General features: G+C 70.5%; 14 protein-coding genes. 1 reads left to right on the top strand and 13 read right to left on the bottom strand.

The annotated features are described in order from the left end of the window. Positions 1-8: 8 nt before the first annotated feature. The 10 genes from AB0B72_RS00410 to AB0B72_RS00365 all read right to left on the bottom strand — a co-directional run bounded on the left by AB0B72_RS00410 (position 9) and on the right by AB0B72_RS00365 (position 11106). On the bottom strand, positions 9-407 hold the full coding sequence (locus tag AB0B72_RS00410; protein WP_367736084.1) for a cytidine deaminase: 399 nt from the start codon (positions 405-407) through the stop codon (positions 9-11). Next, entirely contained in the window at positions 404-1675 is a 1272-nt protein-coding gene (locus AB0B72_RS00405) for an ABC transporter permease (RefSeq protein ID WP_367736083.1), read from the bottom strand. The genes AB0B72_RS00410 and AB0B72_RS00405 overlap by 4 nt, the downstream gene beginning before the upstream one ends. Beyond that, the gene (locus tag AB0B72_RS00400; protein WP_367736082.1) at positions 1672-2865 is read right to left on the bottom strand and encodes an ABC transporter permease; all 1194 of its coding nucleotides are present in this window, start codon (positions 2863-2865) and stop codon (positions 1672-1674) included. The genes AB0B72_RS00405 and AB0B72_RS00400 overlap by 4 nt, the downstream gene beginning before the upstream one ends. After that, entirely contained in the window at positions 2862-4397 is a 1536-nt protein-coding gene (locus tag AB0B72_RS00395; RefSeq protein WP_367736470.1) for an ABC transporter ATP-binding protein, read from the bottom strand. Before AB0B72_RS00395 ends, AB0B72_RS00400 begins: the two co-directional genes overlap by 4 nt. A 120-nt stretch (positions 4398-4517) precedes the next feature. Further along, entirely contained in the window at positions 4518-5528 is a 1011-nt protein-coding gene (locus tag AB0B72_RS00390) for a BMP family protein (protein ID WP_367736081.1), read from the bottom strand. Between the two features lie 225 nt (positions 5529-5753). After that, positions 5754-6785, bottom strand: a complete 1032-nt coding sequence (locus AB0B72_RS00385; protein ID WP_367736080.1) for a BMP family protein — start codon at positions 6783-6785, stop codon at positions 5754-5756. A 111-nt stretch (positions 6786-6896) separates the two neighbouring features. After that, a complete protein-coding gene (locus tag AB0B72_RS00380; protein WP_367736079.1) occupies positions 6897-8270 on the bottom strand; it encodes a serine/threonine-protein kinase in 1374 nt (457 codons plus the stop codon). 69 nt (positions 8271-8339) lie between these two features. After that, positions 8340-9485, bottom strand: a complete 1146-nt coding sequence (locus AB0B72_RS00375) for an amidohydrolase (protein WP_367736078.1) — start codon at positions 9483-9485, stop codon at positions 8340-8342. Positions 9486-9692: 207 nt separating this feature from the next. Then, on the bottom strand, positions 9693-10868 hold the full coding sequence (locus tag AB0B72_RS00370; RefSeq protein WP_367736077.1) for a glutamate--cysteine ligase: 1176 nt from the start codon (positions 10866-10868) through the stop codon (positions 9693-9695). 37 nt (positions 10869-10905) lie between these two features. Next, on the bottom strand, positions 10906-11106 hold the full coding sequence (locus AB0B72_RS00365) for an SCO4848 family membrane protein (protein WP_367736076.1): 201 nt from the start codon (positions 11104-11106) through the stop codon (positions 10906-10908). A 97-nt stretch (positions 11107-11203) separates the two neighbouring features. Between AB0B72_RS00365 and AB0B72_RS00360 the strand changes: the two genes are divergently transcribed. Beyond that, complete coding sequence (locus AB0B72_RS00360; protein WP_367736075.1) at positions 11204-12418, top strand: D-alanyl-D-alanine carboxypeptidase family protein; 1215 nt, start codon at positions 11204-11206, stop codon at positions 12416-12418. A 13-nt stretch (positions 12419-12431) separates the two neighbouring features. On the opposite strand, the gene AB0B72_RS00355 is transcribed toward AB0B72_RS00360, so the two are convergent. The 3 genes from AB0B72_RS00355 to AB0B72_RS00345 all read right to left on the bottom strand — a co-directional run bounded on the left by AB0B72_RS00355 (position 12432) and on the right by AB0B72_RS00345 (position 15872). Next, positions 12432-13433: a YihY/virulence factor BrkB family protein gene (locus AB0B72_RS00355; protein ID WP_367736074.1), complete on the bottom strand. Its 1002-nt coding sequence runs from the start codon at positions 13431-13433 to the stop codon at positions 12432-12434. A gap of 65 nt (positions 13434-13498) precedes the next feature. Next, positions 13499-14512 (bottom strand): tryptophan--tRNA ligase, encoded by a 1014-nt coding sequence (gene trpS, locus AB0B72_RS00350; protein WP_367736073.1) that lies wholly within the window; start codon positions 14510-14512, stop codon positions 13499-13501. A 43-nt stretch (positions 14513-14555) separates the two neighbouring features. Beyond that, positions 14556-15872 carry a hemolysin family protein gene (locus AB0B72_RS00345; protein WP_367736072.1) on the bottom strand — a complete coding sequence of 439 codons (1317 nt, stop codon included), beginning with the start codon at positions 15870-15872 and terminating at the stop codon, positions 14556-14558. Positions 15873-15927 lie beyond the last annotated feature (55 nt).

The following is a 15927-nucleotide window of genomic DNA, read 5'->3' as shown; positions in this document are numbered from 1 at the left end:
CTCTCCCCCTACCTCGACAGATCGTCCGGGCCGAACGCGAACGGCAGGAAGTCGGCCATCCGCATGGGCCCGTCGGGCGTCTCGACCAGCAGCTCCGGCCCGCCGTGCTCGAACAGCAGCTGGCGGCAGCGCCCGCACGGCGTCAGCAACTCCCCGTGGCCGTCCACGCAGGTGAACGCGACCAGGCGCCCGCCGCCGCTCGCGTGCAGCGCCGACACCAGGCCGCACTCGGCGCACAGCCCGAGGCCGTACGACGCGTTCTCGACGTTGCAGCCGGTGACGACCCGGCCGTCGTCCACCAGCGCGGCGGCGCCGACGGGGAACTTGGAGTACGGCGCGTACGCGTGCGCCATCGCCTCCCGGGCCTCGTCGCGCAGCGCCTCCCAGTCGATGACGTCAGATGTCATGTCGCCTGCCCCCTCCGATAGGGAATGCCGTCGGCCGCCGGCATCCGCAGCCTCTGCGAGGCCAGCGACAACACCAGCAGCGTGGTCAGATGGGGGGTGAACGAGGTGAACTGCTCGGGCACCGTGTCCGTCACGGCGAACACCGCGAAGACCACGATCGCGCCGAGCCCGGTCAGCAGGGCGGCCCTGCCCCGGCCCTGCCGTACGAGCTGGAAGACGGCCACGGCGGCGAGCAGCAGCGCGACGACCAGCAGCAGCGCGTGCACCGACGCGCCGCCCTGCCGGAGCTGGAGCGCGTCGGTGTAGCCGAACAGGATGGCTCCGCCGGCGAGCCCGCCCGGCCGCCAGTTGCCGAAGATCATGGCGGCGAGGCCGATGTAGCCGCGCCCGCCGGTCTGCCCGTCCCGGTAGATCCCGGCGGCCACGATCGACAGGAACGCCCCGCCGAGCCCGGCGAGCAGCCCGGAGACCAGCACCGCGACCCATTTGTAGAGGTAGACGTTGACGCCCAGCGACTCCGCCGCGACCGGCCGCTCGCCACAGGCCCGCAGACGCAGCCCGAACGGCGTGCGCCACAGGAGCCAGAAGGACAGCGGCACGAGAAGGATCGCCAGGACCGTGAACGACGACACATCCTGGGTGATGCCCCGCAGCAGGCCGGCGAAGTCCGACAGCAGGAACCAGTGCCTGCCCTCCAGGCTCCGCAGCGGCTCACCGATGCCGGGCACGCTCAGCGTCGCCATCTCGGTCACCGGCGGCGACTGCTTGGCGCCGCCGCCGGGCATGCCGTCGAAGACCAGCTTGGACAGGTACTGGGTGATGCCGAGGCCGACGATGTTGATCGCGACGCCGGAGATGATGTGGTCGACGCCGAAGGTCACGGTGGCCAGCGCGTGGATCGCGCCGCCGAGCGCGCCGCCGACGGCCCCGGCCACGACGCCGGCCCACGGGTTGTCGAACTGGAGCGCGCCCCAGGCGCCGAACCAGGTCCCGAGGATCATCATGCCCTCGAGGCCGATGTTGACCACTCCGGCCCGCTCCGACCACAGGCCGCCGAGGCCGGCCAGCCCGATGGGGACCGCGAGGCCGAGGGCGGCGCTCGCCGTGCCGCCTGAGGTGATGTCGTTGGCGCCGGTGATCACCCGGGCGACGGCGAGCAGCACGATCAGCCCGAAGATGCCGAGCAGCAGCATGGGCGTCGACAGCCGCAGCCGCCGGGACGGCGGCGCCTTCACCGGCTGTCCCACGGAAAGGCCCGTCGCCGTCATGCCCGTGCCCCCTCTGGCGCGGGCGGCGCCGAGGGCCCCGCGGGCCCCGGAGGCCCGGGAGGCGCGGCGAGCTGCCGGCTGACCCGCCGCTGCTCGGCGACGTTCCGGTACCGGTGGACCAGCTCGTACGCGATGATCACGGAGAGGATGATCACTCCCTGCATGATGGCCACGATCTCCTTGGAGATGTCGAGCAGCTGGAGCGTGTTGGACGAGTTGTCCAGGAAGCTCCACAGCAGAGCGCCGATCGCCATGCCCACCGGGTTGTTCCGGCCGAGCAGGGCGATCGCGATGCCGGTGAAGCCGAGGCCGGCCGGGAAGTTGTTGCTGTACTTGAACGACTGGCCGAGCAGCTCCGGCATGCCGATCAGGCCGGCGACCGCACCGGACATGATCATCGTGACGACGACCATCTTCTTGACGCCGACTCCGCTCGCCACCGCCGCCGGCTCGGACTGGCCCGTCGCCCGCAGCTCGAAGCCGAACCGGGTCCGGTTGAGCAGCACGTAGTAGGCCACGCCGAGGACGACGGCCAGCACGAGGAACCCGTTGACCAGCTGCGCCGTCCCGGCGATGAGCGGCATGCCGGGCACGTGCGCGTCGTCCGGGATCGGCCGGGTGGCGATGTCGTTGCCGGTCAGGACGCCGAAGTGGTCGCTGATCAGCCAGGATCCGAGGCCGGTGGCGATCGCGTTGAGCATGATGGTCGAGATGACCTCGCTGACGCCCCGCGTCACCTTCAGCAGGCCGGCGATCGCGGCCCACAGCGCGCCGACGGCCATCGCCACGACGACGACCGCGATGATGTTCAGCACGCCGGGGAGGAGGGCGGCGCCGCCGAACGAGGCGGCGACCACGGCCGCCAGCCGGTACTGGCCGTCGACCCCGATGTTGAACAGATTCATCCGGAAGCCGATGGCCACGGCCAGGGCGGAGATGTAGTAGCCGACTGCCGTGTTGAGGATCAGGACCATCGTGGGCGGCCTGGTGCCGTACTGGGCGAGGGCGTTGAAGGCCTCGAGCGGGGCCTTGCCGGCGACGAGCAGCACGACCGAGGTGATCAGCGCCGCGAAGGCGATGGCGATGACCGGCGCGGCGACGGCGAGCCAGCCGCCCAGCCGCACCCGGCCCAGCATGCGGTCGAGGAACGTGCCCATGCCCGCCCCGGTCCCATGGTCTCGCTCAGTCATACGCCCTCCCCGGCGCCCGTCATGGCCGAGCCGAGCTGCTCGGGGGTCACGTTCGCGGGATCGACGTCGGCGACGATCGCGCCGCGCAGGAGCACCTTCAGCGAGTCGGACAGCCCGATCAGCTCGTCGAGGTCGGCGGAGATCAGCAGCACGGCGAGGCCGGCGGCGCGTGCCGTACGGAGGTGGTCCCAGATGGCGGCCTGCGCGCCGACGTCGACGCCGCGGGTCGGGTGGCTCGCGATCAGCAGCACCGGGTCGCCGCTCATCTCACGGCCGACGATCAGCTTCTGCTGGTTGCCGCCCGACAGCGCGGAGGCCACCACGTCGATCCCGGGCGTCCGGACGTCGTACTGCTCCACGATCCTGCGGGTGTCGGAGCGGGCGCCGGCGCGGTCGATCCAGATGCCCTTGGAGTTGGGCTTCTGGTTCTGGTGACCGAGGATCCGGTTCTCCCACAGCGACGACTCAAGCAGCAGCCCGTGCCGGTGCCGGTCCTCCGGGATGTAGCCGATGCCGCCTGTGCGCCGCCGGAGGGTCGACCAGTGGGCGATGTCGGCGCCGCCGAGCGTGAGCGTGCCCACCTCGCAGGGGCGGATGCCCATGATGGCCTCGACCAGCTCCGCCTGCCCGTTGCCCTCGACGCCGGCGATGCCGAGCACCTCGCCCTTGCGGATGTCGAAGCTCACGCCGTCGACGATCGCCCGGCCGTCCGATGCGCGCACCGACAGGTCCCGTACGGACAGGGCGACGACGTCGGTGACCGTCGACTCGCGGGTCTCGGGGCTCGGCAGCTCGCTGCCGACCATCAGCTCGGCGAGCTTGCGGGCGGTCACGTCCTTGGGGTCGACGGTCGCGACGGTCGTCCCGCGCCGGATCACCGTGATCTCGTCGGCCACCCGCAGGACCTCGTCGAGCTTGTGGGAGATGAAAAGGATCGTCAGCCCCTCGTGGACCAGGCCGCGGAGGTTGTCGAACAGCTCCTCCACCTCGTGGGGCACCAGAACGGCGGTCGGCTCGTCGAGGATCAGGATCCGGGCGCCGCGGTAGAGGACCTTGAGGATCTCGACCCGCTGGCGGTCGCCGACGCCGAGCTCCTCCACCGGCACGTCGGGCCTGATGCCGAGGCCGTACGCGTCGGAGATCTCCTTGATCTTCCTGCGGGCCTCGCCGAAGTCGAGGGCGACGCCGCCGCGCCTGGGCTCGCTGCCGAGGACCACGTTCTCCAGCACGGTCAGGTTGTCGGCCAGCATGAAGTGCTGGTGGACCATGCCGATGCCGGCCGCGATGGCGTCCGCGGGGGTGTGGAAGCCGACGGCGGAACCGTCGACGCGGATCTCCCCCTCGTCGGGGCGCTGCATGCCGTAGAGAATCTTCATGAGGGTGGACTTGCCCGCGCCGTTCTCACCGACGATGGCGTGGATCCGGCCCTTGGCGACCCGGAGGCGGATGTCGCGGTTGGCGACTACTCCGGGGAACCTCTTGGTGATTCCGATGAGTTCTACGGCGGGTTCGGTGGCGGTCGCTGTGGCGATGACGGCCCCCTCCTCGCGGAGTGCCTGGGTGAGCGGAGTGCCTTGGTGGGAGGACAACAGGTAGTGAGAGTAGACCAAGGGGCCCGGCGACGGTACCGCCGGGCCCCTCGACGGCGCAGGTCAGGAACCCGTGGGGACCGTGATCTCGCCGCTGATGATCTTCTGCTTGTACTCGTCGACCTTGTCCTTGACGTCGTCGATCTTGCCGCCGGTCGTGGAGTAGTCCACGCCGCCCGCCTTGAGGTCGTAGACCGCCGGGCCCTGCTTCACGGTGCCGCCGACGTAGGACTTGAGGAAGTCGAAGACCGCGACGTCGACCTTCTTGAGCATCGAGGTGATGATGACGTCCTTCACCTTGTCGTACGCCGGGAGGGCCGCCTGGTCGGAGTCGACGCCGATGGCCATGCCCTTCGCCGCCGCCGCCGCGTCGAAGACGCCGCCGCCGGAGCCGCCCGCCGCCTGGTAGACCACGTCGGCGCCCGCGTCGTACATGCCCTCGGCGGTCGTCTTGCCCTTGGCCGGGTCACCGAAACCGCTGAAGTCCGGCGGCTGGCTCAGGTACTTCGACTGGATCTTGATGTCCGGCTTGACCGCCTTGGCGCCGGCCTCGTAGCCCGCCTCGAACTTGTGGATCAGCGGGACGTCGACGCCGCCGACGAAGCCGATGTTGCCCTTCTTGGACTTGAGCGCGGCCACCGCGCCGACGAGGAACGACCCCTGCTCCTCGGCGAACAGCAGGTTCGTGATGTTGGCGCCCTTGGCGTCCGCGTCGTCGACGATGGCGAACTTGGTGTCGGGGAACTCCTTGGCGACCTTGGCCACCGACCCCGAGTAGGCGAAGCCCACCGCGATGATCGGGTTGTAGCCCCCGGAGGCGAGCAGGCGCAGCCGCTCCTCCTTCTGGGCGTCGGTCTCGCCCTGGGTGGCCTCGAGCTCCTTCTTCTCGACCTTCAGCTCCGACACGGCCTGGTCCAGGCCCTTGGCGGCGGCGTCGTTGAAGGAGCCGTCGCCACGACCGCCGATGTCGTAGGCGAGGCCCACCTTGGCGGCCGCCGCGGCCGGCGCGGAGGACGCGCCCCCCGTCGAGGCCGTCGTCGTATTGTCACTGCCTCCACAGGCGGCGACGGCCATGAGCATGGCTCCCGCCGCGGTGGCTGCGGTCAGCCTGCTAACTCGATTTTGGAGCAAGGTGTGATACTCCCCTTCCGTGTCCGCGCCGTCCAACTCTCGTCGCACGCACGCTGAACGCACGGCAACCCTGCACGGAAGATAGTTGTTTGACCTGCATAGACCAAACCCACACACCAGTCCGCAACATGTCCGTTATGCAGCTCACGCCACCTCGTGACCAGCGGCTCAGCGTGAAGAAACCTTGATCTTGCCGATGATGATCTGTTGCTTCAGCTCTTCGAGCCTCGGCTGGATGTCGTTGATGTGGCCTCCCGTGGTGGAGTAGTCGACGCCGCCGAGCTTCAGGTCGTAGATCACCGGACCACTCTTGTCCGTGCCGTCCAGCAGGCCGGCGATGTAGTCGTAGACCGCCACATCGACCCTTTTCACCATGGAGGTCAGGATGTGGTCGCGCACCGCCGGGGCGGCCGTCGCGGCCTGGTCGGAGTCGACGCCGATCGCCCACGAACCCGCCTTGGCCGCCGCCTCGAACACGCCGGCGCCCGAACCTCCCGCCGCCTGGTAGACCACGTCGGCCCCCGCGTCGTACATCTTCCGCGCGGCCCGCATGGCCCCGGCCGGGTCGTCGAAGCCCGTGAGGTCGGGCGGCCGGGTGAGATATTTCACCCGTACGGTGATCTTCGGGTTGACGAATCTCACCCCCTGCCGGTAGCCGACCTCGAACTTCTTGACCAGGGCCGACTCCACGCCGCCGACGAAGCCGACCTGCCCCGTCCTGGTCCTCATCGCCGCCGCGGCCCCGACCAGGAACGAGCCCTGCTCCTCGGCGAACAGCAGGTTCGAGATGTTCGGCCCGGACGCCAGGGGGTCGTCCACGATGGCGAACCGCGTGTGCGGATAGCGCGGCGCGACCTTCCGCATGGCCCCGGAGTAGGCGTAGCCCACCGCGATCACGGGGTTGCAGCCGTCCTCCGCCATCGACCGGAGCCGCTCCGCCTTCTGCGCTTCGGTCTCCCCTGGAACCGCCGCCACCTCCTTCACCTCCAGGAGATGGCCCAGGTTCTGCTTCGCCTCGTCGAGCCCGCGCCCCGCGGCGTCGTTGAACGACTTGTCACCGCGCCCGCCGATGTCGTAGGCGAGCCCGATCCGCATGACGTCCGCCATCGGAGCGCCCTCGGTGGCCGTGCCGCCACCACCCCCACAGCCGGTGGCGACCACCAGGACGGCTCCCGCCAGCAGCAACCTGATGGCCCGCACGTCATCTCCCTCGCTCGACTCGCGCCACCCACTGTCGCTTATGCCAAGTAAGGGAGAACTTGTGACCTATGAAACCTTTTTCCAATTCTCCGGCGACCGGCTCGCGGCGGGTCAGGGAGCGCGGCTCAGCGTCCCCGAGTAGCGGGGGGCGTTCTCTCCGGTGCGCACGACGGCGAACGCGGCCTGCTGATCGCTACGAGGGGTGATCGTGACCGTGCCCGGATAGCACTCGTCGCCGGTCACACGGTCCAGACGCAGGGTGAGACCCCGGCCGGTCTCCCTGGTCCGGGTCAGGCGTCCCCGGCAGTGCAGGTCGGCGCCCCAGCGCATGCGCCCCGGCGCCGTCAGGGTGATCTCCACGGGGAAGACCCGCTTGGCCGCCGGGTAGCGCGCGGAGCCGCTCCACACGCCGTCGTAGGAGAAGGCGGTCTCGCGGACGACGGCCCACACGGCGAGGCCCGTGAGCGCGAGAGCCGTCACCAGGGTCAGCGTCACCCGGAAAGCACGGGCACGCCGGGAGACCCGGCCGCCCGCGGACGGCGGCGACAGCACCACGGGAGGCGCGTTCACGGCGTCTGCGGCGCTCACGGTGCCATGCCCGGTGTCCTGGACGGCGGCCGTGCGCGGCGCGGCCCCCGGGACGGTGGTGATGATCTCCGTAGGAGCGGTCTCCGGGGACGGCGCCCGGCCCAGCAGGCGGCTCAGGACCTCCTCGGCGGTGGGGCGGTCCTCCGGATCCCCGGCGAGACAGGCCACCACCACCTGCCTGAGGGTCCCGTCGATCGGCCCCAGGTCGGGCGTGCCGTACAGGATCCTCGCCAGGACCCCGGCGTAGGTGTCGGCCGTGAAGGCGTGCCGGCCGCTCGCGGCGTACGCCATCGTGAGGGCCCAGCTGAACATGTCGGCCGGGGGACCCGCCGGATCCCCCCTGAGCTGCTCAGGAGCCAGATAGGCGGGCGTGCCGACGGGCCTGCCGCCGGTCGGGGTGGCGTCGGCGAGGCGGGATATGCCGAAGTCGATCACCCGCGGCCCGTCGTCGCCCAGCAGGACGTTCCCCGGTTTGAAGTCGCGGTGCACGACTCCCGCCCGGTGGATCGCGGCGAGCGCGGTGGCGGTCCCCACCGCGAGACGGTCCAGGGTGCCGCCCGCCCGCGGGCCGTGCTCCGCGACGTGGTCCTGCAGCGAGAGCCCTTCGACGTACTCGCTGACGATGTAGAGGCGGTCGTCGTCGATCCCCGCGTCCAGCACGCGGGCGGTGCAGAACGGGGCCACCCGGCGTACCGTCTCTACCTCTTTCGTCACCCTGCGGTGGTTGGCCGCGCCGCCGGACAGCCGGGCGTTCAGCAGTTTCACCGCCACGGGCGACCTGCTCGGGCCCACGCCGAGGAAGACCACGCCCTGACCGCCGGCGCTGAGCCGGCCGGTGAGCGAGTAGTCACCGAGCCGCCGCGGGTCCTCGGGACGAAGGGGGGAGACCAGGGGCATCAGCCGATTTCTACCACGTCCGCCCCGCCGCCGCGGCTCCTCGACGAACGGGCGCCTCGGCGCAGAATGTCAGTACGCCTGCAGGGCGTTGTGCGCTACCTCGACGAACATCTTCACGCCCACCTCGATGGCCCGCTCGTCGACGTCGAAGGCGGCCGAGTGCAGGTCCATCTGGACGGTCGCGTCCGGAGGGGTGACCCCGAGGCGGAAGAGCGCCCCCGGGACCTGGCGGAGGTACCAGGCGAAGTCCTCGCCACCGAGGCTCTGCGGAGCCTCCCGGACGTTCTCCTCGCCGCACACCGTGAGCGCGGAGTGGTAGAGGATCTTGGCCGCGACCGCGTCGTTCACGACCGCGGGGCAGACCCGGTTGTAGTCGAGCTCCCATTCGATCCCGAAGGGCTCGATGAGCTCGCCGAGCGCCTTCTGCACGATGCTGGGGATCTCCTCCCAGCGCTCGGCGTTGGGGATGCGCACGGTCCCGCCCGCGTGGGCGCTGGCGGGGATGGCGTTCGGGGCCTCACCCGCCTGCATCATGCCGAAGCCGATGAGCACTCCCTGGTCGGGCTCCAGGGCCTGGTTCACGATCTCGGGCAGCCGTGCGATCACCGAGGCCAGCACGTTGATCGGGTTCGTGGCCAGGTGCGGCCGGGCCGAATGCCCGCCCTTCCCCCGCAGCCTCACCACGATGTGGTCCTGGGCGGACGTGATGGCGCCGGTCCGCACGCCGACCTCGCCCAGCCGCCGGCTGGGGTCGCAGTGGAGGGCGTACATCACGTCGACACCGTCGATCGCACCGCCGGCGATCATGTCGAGCGACCCGCTGAAGGAGGACTCCTCGGCGGGCTGGAAGACCAGCCGGACACGGCCCGGCAGGCTGTGCCTGCGCTTGGCGAGCTCCAGCGCCGCTCCCACGAGGATCGTCGTGTGCACGTCGTGCCCGCAGGCATGGCACACCCCGACGTTCTGCGAGCGGTAGGGCACGTCCTTGGCGTCCAGGATCGGCAGCGCGTCCATGTCGGCGCGCAGCCCCACCGTCGGACCGTCGGTCCCCTGGATGTCGCAGACGAGTCCCGTTCCGCTCGGGAAGATCCGCGGTTCCAGACCGGCTGATGTGAGCATGTCCGCGACGGCGGCGGTGGTACGGATCTCCTGGCGCGCGAGCTCAGGGTGAGAGTGGATGTCCCGGCGGAACCTTATGAGAGGCTCCAGATCCATTTCCCCTAGCAACACGGCAGCGGACTCCGTCCAGTAGTCGACCTCTACGTCGTATCCCTCGGATCTCGGAAGCCGGCGGTCTTCGCCAGGGGGAGATCGATGCGACGCTCCTTCGGCCCATGGTGATCGAGAATGGCGGACAGTCTACCCTTCGTCACGCCTATTCGCGGGTTGTCTCCCAGTTTAGTGCGGGGCATGCCCCTGCTTTTACCTGTGGTTCCACCGCGTCTCCCCCCCGAATGTATCGGGTGTGACGAACCTGTCCTCGGCCAGCTCGGCTATCGTCGCGTCGACCACGTCCTGGAGGCTCCCGCCTGCGGCCAGGATCGCCCGCTGGCGCTCGGAGGAGCTCCCCCGCTCAAGCACCTCCGTCATGACAGCCAGCTCCTCGGCGCAGCCGAGCCGTTCCGCGACCGGTTCGAGCTCGCGCTGGATCTCGTAGAGCACGTCGCGCATCGGGGCCGTGGAGCCGCGGTCGTCGGTGATGACGTCCGCGTCCAGCCCGTAGCGCGTGGCCCGCCACTTGTTGTCGCGCACCACCCACGGCGCCGGATGCGGCAGCTTGTAGCCGCGGTCGAGCTGCTGGTCGAACTGCTGCACCAGGCACTGGGAGAGCGCGGCGACCATGCCGACCTCCCTCGGCGTGGGGATCCCGTCGAACATCCGGACCTCGATGGTGCCGAAGTCGGGATGCGGCCGGATGTCCCACCACACCTCCTTGATGCTCTTGATCGTGCCCGCCCGCTTCAGCGTGTCCATGTACTCCTCGAACTCCGCCCAGTCGGCGAGCAGGTGCGGCGGCCCGGCCGTGGGCAGCGCCCCGAAGACGATCGCCCGGCTGGACGCCAGCCCGGTGTCCTGGCCGCCCCAGTAGGGGCTGGACGACGTCAGCGCCAGGAAGTGCGGCAGATGGGCGGCGAGGGCGTTGACGATGGGGATCACCTTCTCCCGCTCCCTCACGCCGACGTGCACGTGCACGCCGAACGTCTGGATGCGCCAGGCGAGCCACTGCATCTCCTCGACCAGCTCGGTGTAGCGCTGCATCGGGGCGTAGACGGCGTCGCGCCAGTCGCTGATCGCGTGCGTTCCCGTGCAGGCCAGGGCCATGTCCCGCGGCTCGACCACCTCGCGCAGCCTGCCGATGCTCTTCCTGAGGTCCTGTACGGCCTCGCCGACCGTGTGGCAGACGTCGGTGACGATCTCGATCTGCGACTGCATGAGCTCGTGCATGGCCTTGGGCCGCCGGCTCTCGCTCAGGTCGGGGACGGCGGCGAGCACCTCCCGGGCGTCCTGCCGGAGAAGGCGGCTGTGCCGGTCGACAAGCTGAAGCTCCCACTCCACGCCCAGCGTCGCGCCGCGCGAGGGATTGAACTCGATCGCCACCGCATGCCTCCTGCCTCCGGGGAAACCTCCGCCTCCGTTAAGGCCTACCCGCCATCAAAGCGCGCACGCCGATGGCGCCGAGCACCAGCGCGAGGACGATGTTGACGGCGATCAGGACGCCGTGGACGACGTAGAAGACCGTGGGATGGCCGTCGGCCAGATTGAAGCCGAGGTTGATCCATTCAAAGATCATGAAAGCGGCGAGGGCCAACAGAAAGCCCGCTACACGTCTCGTCATCCTCACAGTATCGGCGGGCGTGTCGGGTGAGTGGTCCGGTGACCTCTGGGGATCTTTCACGACATGCGAAGACATGCAGGGCTAGGCTAAGCCGCCTATGGCGACGACTCACCGGGCCGGGGCGGCAGCGCTGGTGACCGCAGGACTGATGACGACCGTGCTGGTCGGCGTCCCGTCCGGGAGCCCGGCGCACGCGCGAGCCGCGCACGGGGCCGGACAGGCGGGCGTGCTCGAAGAGCCGCGGCTCCTGCAGGGGGCACAGGCGAACACGCGGGCTCTCCAGAAGGCACGCGACAGCGGGACCGTCGGCGGCGACCTGCTCGCCGGCCACGGGCTGGTCGCCCCCGCGGGAGTCAGACCGCCGCCGAAGACCGAGGCGTCCGCCTACGTCGTCGCCGACGCCGACACCGGCGCCGTCCTCGCCGCGAAGGACCCGCACGGGCACTACATGCCGGCGAGCACGCTCAAGACGCTGACCGCGGTGACGCTCATCCCGAAGCTCGACCCGGACCGCGTGGTGAAGCCCAGCCAGTGGGCCTGCAACGAGGAGGGCAGCGCGGTGGGCCTCGTGCCCAAGCCGATCTACAAGATCGACGACCTCTTCCGCGCCCTGCTCATGGTGTCCGGCAACGACGCCGCCGACGCCCTGGCCGAGGCCAACGGCAGCCTGGACGAGACGCTCGCCGACATGAACGCCGAGGCCCGCAAGCTCCAGGCGTACGACACGGTGGCCAAGTCACCCAACGGGCTCGACCGGCGCGGCCAGCGCAGCTCCGCCTACGACCTGGCGCTCATCGCACGGGCGGGCCTGACGCTGCCCGCCTTCCGGGAGTACATCAGCACGAAGACCGCCAAGTTCCCCGCGCCGAAGGGCCACTACGAGATAGCCAACCACAACAAGCTGCTGGGCAAGTACAAGGGCATGCTGGGCGTCAAGAACGGCTACACGACCAAGGCCCAGGGCAGCTTCGTGGGGGCGGCGCGGCGCGACGGCCACACCGTCATCGTCGTGATCATGCATCATCCCGGCGGCTTCTGGGACGAGGTGGCCGGGCTGCTCGACTGGGGCTTCGCGGCCAGGGGCCTGGCCACGCCGGTGGGCACGCTGGTCGGGCCGGCGCCCTCCCCGACGCCGTCCTCCTCCGCTCTCGCCGTACGGCCCAGCCCCACGGTGGACGCACCGGCGGCCACGGCCGCGAAGCGGGACGACGGGATGCCCGCTTCGGCCATGCTGGCGCTGGGCGGCGGCGTGATCGCCGTCCTCGCCCTCGGCGGCGCGTACGGCGTCCGCCGGCGGCGCCGTCAGTCCTGATCGGCCCGCGCCGTCAGTCCTGGTCGGCCGGGGCCGGCGCCTGCTCGTCCGTGGTGTGGGCGAGGACGGTCGGCGCCTGGTCGGGCATCGCGGTCGACGGCACGGGCGTGGGCTCGGGCGGCGGGCCGAATGTGGCGGTCGCCGTCCACGCGGCGGCGTAGAGCACGACCCTGGCCGACAGGTTGATCCACACCAGCAGCCCGGCCACCACGGTGAACGTGCCGTACACGGGGTTGTGCAGGGTGCCCGCCAGCACGAGGGCCGCGAGCTGCTTGAGCACGCCGAAGCCGACCGCCCCGAACACAGCGCCCTTGAGCACGGTCCGGAAGGGCTGCGACGGCTTGGCGAGCCACCCCAGGATCACGAGGAAGAGCAGCAGGTCGGCCACGAGGCTCACGCCCAGCCCCGCCAGCCAGACCGACCTGCCGGCTAGCGGGGAGTGGCCCAGCCCGAGCCAGCCGGCCACGGTGCCGGTCGCGCCCGTCGCGAAGCCGCTGACCACCACCGACACCAGCATGACCACGCCGACGAGCACGACGGCGACGAGGTCCCTGAGCTTGCCGAGGAAGTAGTTGAGCGGGGGCTCGCAGGTCATCCAGATGGTGCGCAGGGCCCCGCGCAGGGCGTCCATGGCGCCGAGCCCGGCGTACAGCACGCCGAGGAATCCGATGATGCCCGCCCGGGCGCGGACCTCCTCGGCGAGATGGTTGATGTCGAGGCTCTGGGCGAGCCCGGGAAGCTGGCCGGCGATCGCCTCGGTCAGGATGGCGCGCAGCGCCTCCACGTAGCCGGACACCGCGAAGCCGAGGGCGAGCAGCGGGAAGAACGACAGGAACGCGAAGTAGGTGATCGCGCCCGCCAGCCGGTCGCCCGTCTGCACCTGGTAGCGCTGAACGGTCCTGACGAGATGGTCGAGCCAGCGGAACCGGATCCGCTCCAGCTCCAGGACGGCGCGGCCGCGCGCCTTCACCGCGTCCACCAGCCGGGTGACACGGTCGATCATGACCATCCCCATCGCCGTCTCCTACCCGGCGGAGGCGGTTCGACGCCCGCGCGGAGGTGCGCAGATGCGGCGAGCGGTCAGCCGATCGGCTCCGAGGGGAGCAGGCCGATCCGCTCCCTGACCTGCGCCATGGTCTCGCGGGCGATCGCGCGGGCCCGCTGGGCGCCGGAGGCGAGCAGGCGGTCGAGCTCGGTCTCGTCGGACAGCAGCTTCTCCGTACGCTCCCGGATCGGAGCGAACGTCTCCACCACGGCCTCGGCGACCTCCTTCTTGAAGGTGCCGTAGCCCTGCCCGGCGAAGCGGGCCTCCAGCTCGGGGACCGGCACGCCCGACAGCGCCGAGTGGATCCGCAGCAGGTTCGTGACGCCCGGCTTGTTCTCCTCGTCGGCGACGACCTCCGAGCCCGTGTCGGTGACCGCCCGCATGATCTTCTTGCGCAGCGGGCCAGGCTCCTCCAGCACGTCGATGATCCCCTGCGGGCTCGACGACGACTTCGACATCTTGGCCGTCGGCTCCTGGAGGTCGGTGATCTTCTCGACCTCCTTGAGGATGTACGGGCTCGGCGCCTTGAACGTCTGGCCGTACCGCGTGTTGAACCGCTGCGCTAGGTCGCGGCTGAGCTCCAGGTGCTGCTTCTGGTCGACCCCGACCGGCACCTGGTCGGCCTGGTAGATCAGGATGTCGGCCGCCTGGAGGACCGGGTAGGTGAACAGGCCCACGCTGGTGGAGCCCTCGCCGTACCGCGCGGACTTGTCCTTGAACTGCGTCATCCGGCCGGCCTCGCCCATGCCGGTCTGGCAGATCAGAATCCACGCCAGCTCGGTGTGCTCGCGCACGTGGCTCTGCACGAAGACCGAGGACCGCTCCGGGTCGAGCCCGGCGGCGAACAGCTGCGCGGCCGCGACCCTGGTGCGCCGGCGCAGGTCCTCCGGCTTCTGGGGGACGGTCAGCGCGTGCAGGTCCGCGATGAAGTAGAACGCCTCGTGCGTCTCCTGGAGAGCCACGTACTGCCGCACCGCGCCGAGGTAGTTCCCCAGGTGGAACGAGTCGGCGGTGGGCTGGATGCCGGACAGAACACGAGGACGGGCCATGACACCCAATTCTGTCAGGAGTTTCCCGCTGCCCGCGACAGGCTCACTCCTCGCCCTCCGGCGCGTCGTCGGCCGGCGGGGGCGCCGTGCGGGTCACGCGGACACGGGCCACGCGCCGCCCGTCCATCTCGGTCACGGTGAGCTTCACGCCGGGGGCCTCGGCGACCTCGTCCCGTGCCGGGAGGTGGCCGAGGGCGGCCATGACGAACCCGCCCAGCGTCTCGTACGGCCCGTCGGGCAGCCGTACGCCCGTCTGGGACGCGAACTCGTCGAGGTTGACCAGCCCCTCGATCTCCATGTCCCCCGCGATCAGGCGCACGGCCTCGCCGTCGTCGTCGTACTCGTCGCGGATGTCGCCGATGAGCTCCTCGACCAGGTCCTCCAGGGTGACGATCCCGGAGGTCCCGCCGTACTCGTCGACGACGATCGCCAGGTGGTGGCCCTCGTCCCGCATCTCGGCGAGCGTGACGAGCACCCGCTTGCTGGCGGGCACCAGTTTGACGGGCCGGATCGGCACCAGCTCGCTGATCGGTTCTATGCGGCCGGTGAGGACGGGGTCGAGCAGGTCGCGTACATGGACGAACCCGATGATGTCGTCATAGGAGTCGCGGTAGACGGGAAACCGGGAGTGCGGCATCGCCGCCGCCAGCACGGCCGCTTCCGCGAGCGGGGTGTCCGCCGCCATGAACTCGACCTCGGTGCGCGGCAGCAGGACCTCCCTGAGCTGGCGCTTCCCGGCGGCGAAGACCTCGGCGATCACGTCGCGCTCGTCCTGGGTGAGCTCCTTGTGGCCGACCACCATGTCGCGCAGCTCCTCGGTGGTCATGGCGGCCCGGTCCGCCGACGGGTTGCCGCCGAGCAGCCGGACGACGCCGTTGGTCGACTTCGACAGCGCCCAGATCACCGGCCGCGACAGCGTCGCGATGCGGTCGAGGAACGGCGCGGCCAGCATCGACAGCGACTCCGCCCGCTGGCGGCCGAGCCGCTTGGGCGCCAGCTCGCCGAGGACGAGCGACACGTAGGAGATCGCGAGGGTGACGGCCACGAACGCCACCGGCCCGGCGACCGACTGCCGCATCCCCCACTGCTGGAGGGCGGGAGCCAGACGCCCCGCCAGCGCGTCGGCGCCGAGCGCGGCCGACAGCACGGTCGCCACCGTGACGCCGACCTGGATGGCGGACAGGAACCGGTTGGGGTCGCGGGCCAGCTTCTGCACGCGAGCACCGCGGCGGCCCTGCCCGCTCAGCCGGCGGATCTGGCTCTCGCGCAGGGACACCATCGCCATCTCGGCCGCCGCGAAGAAGCCGCCGATCACGATGAAGATCAGGACCAGGGCGATGGTCACCGCGACGTTGCTCACGTCATCAGTCCGTTCAACAGGAAGTCGAGCATGTCATCCGCGGTCTCCTACGAGT

This window comes from Microbispora sp. NPDC049125 (assembly GCF_040802045.1).
GTDB lineage: Bacteria > Actinomycetota > Actinomycetes > Streptosporangiales > Streptosporangiaceae > Microbispora.
This window is presented reverse-complemented; position numbering and strand designations above follow the sequence as displayed.

What these genes read in the sequence shown, in the direction of transcription:
- AB0B72_RS00380 (WP_367736079.1), bottom strand. Translation starts at nt 8,270, where the DNA reads ATGCCCCTGGTCTCCCCCCTTCGTCCCGAGGACCCGCGGCGGCTCGGT.
- AB0B72_RS00405 (WP_367736083.1), bottom strand. Translation starts at nt 1,675, where the DNA reads ATGACGGCGACGGGCCTTTCCGTGGGACAGCCGGTGAAGGCGCCGCCG.
- AB0B72_RS00400 (WP_367736082.1), bottom strand. Translation starts at nt 2,865, where the DNA reads ATGACTGAGCGAGACCATGGGACCGGGGCGGGCATGGGCACGTTCCTC.
- AB0B72_RS00355 (WP_367736074.1), bottom strand. Translation starts at nt 13,433, where the DNA reads ATGGGGATGGTCATGATCGACCGTGTCACCCGGCTGGTGGACGCGGTG.
- trpS (WP_367736073.1), bottom strand. Translation starts at nt 14,512, where the DNA reads ATGGCCCGTCCTCGTGTTCTGTCCGGCATCCAGCCCACCGCCGACTCG.
- AB0B72_RS00360 (WP_367736075.1), top strand. Translation starts at nt 11,204, where the DNA reads ATGGCGACGACTCACCGGGCCGGGGCGGCAGCGCTGGTGACCGCAGGA.
- AB0B72_RS00410 (WP_367736084.1), bottom strand. Translation starts at nt 407, where the DNA reads ATGACATCTGACGTCATCGACTGGGAGGCGCTGCGCGACGAGGCCCGG.
- AB0B72_RS00390 (WP_367736081.1), bottom strand. Translation starts at nt 5,528, where the DNA reads ATGGCCGTCGCCGCCTGTGGAGGCAGTGACAATACGACGACGGCCTCG.
- AB0B72_RS00375 (WP_367736078.1), bottom strand. Translation starts at nt 9,485, where the DNA reads ATGGATCTGGAGCCTCTCATAAGGTTCCGCCGGGACATCCACTCTCAC.
- AB0B72_RS00365 (WP_367736076.1), bottom strand. Translation starts at nt 11,106, where the DNA reads ATGACGAGACGTGTAGCGGGCTTTCTGTTGGCCCTCGCCGCTTTCATG.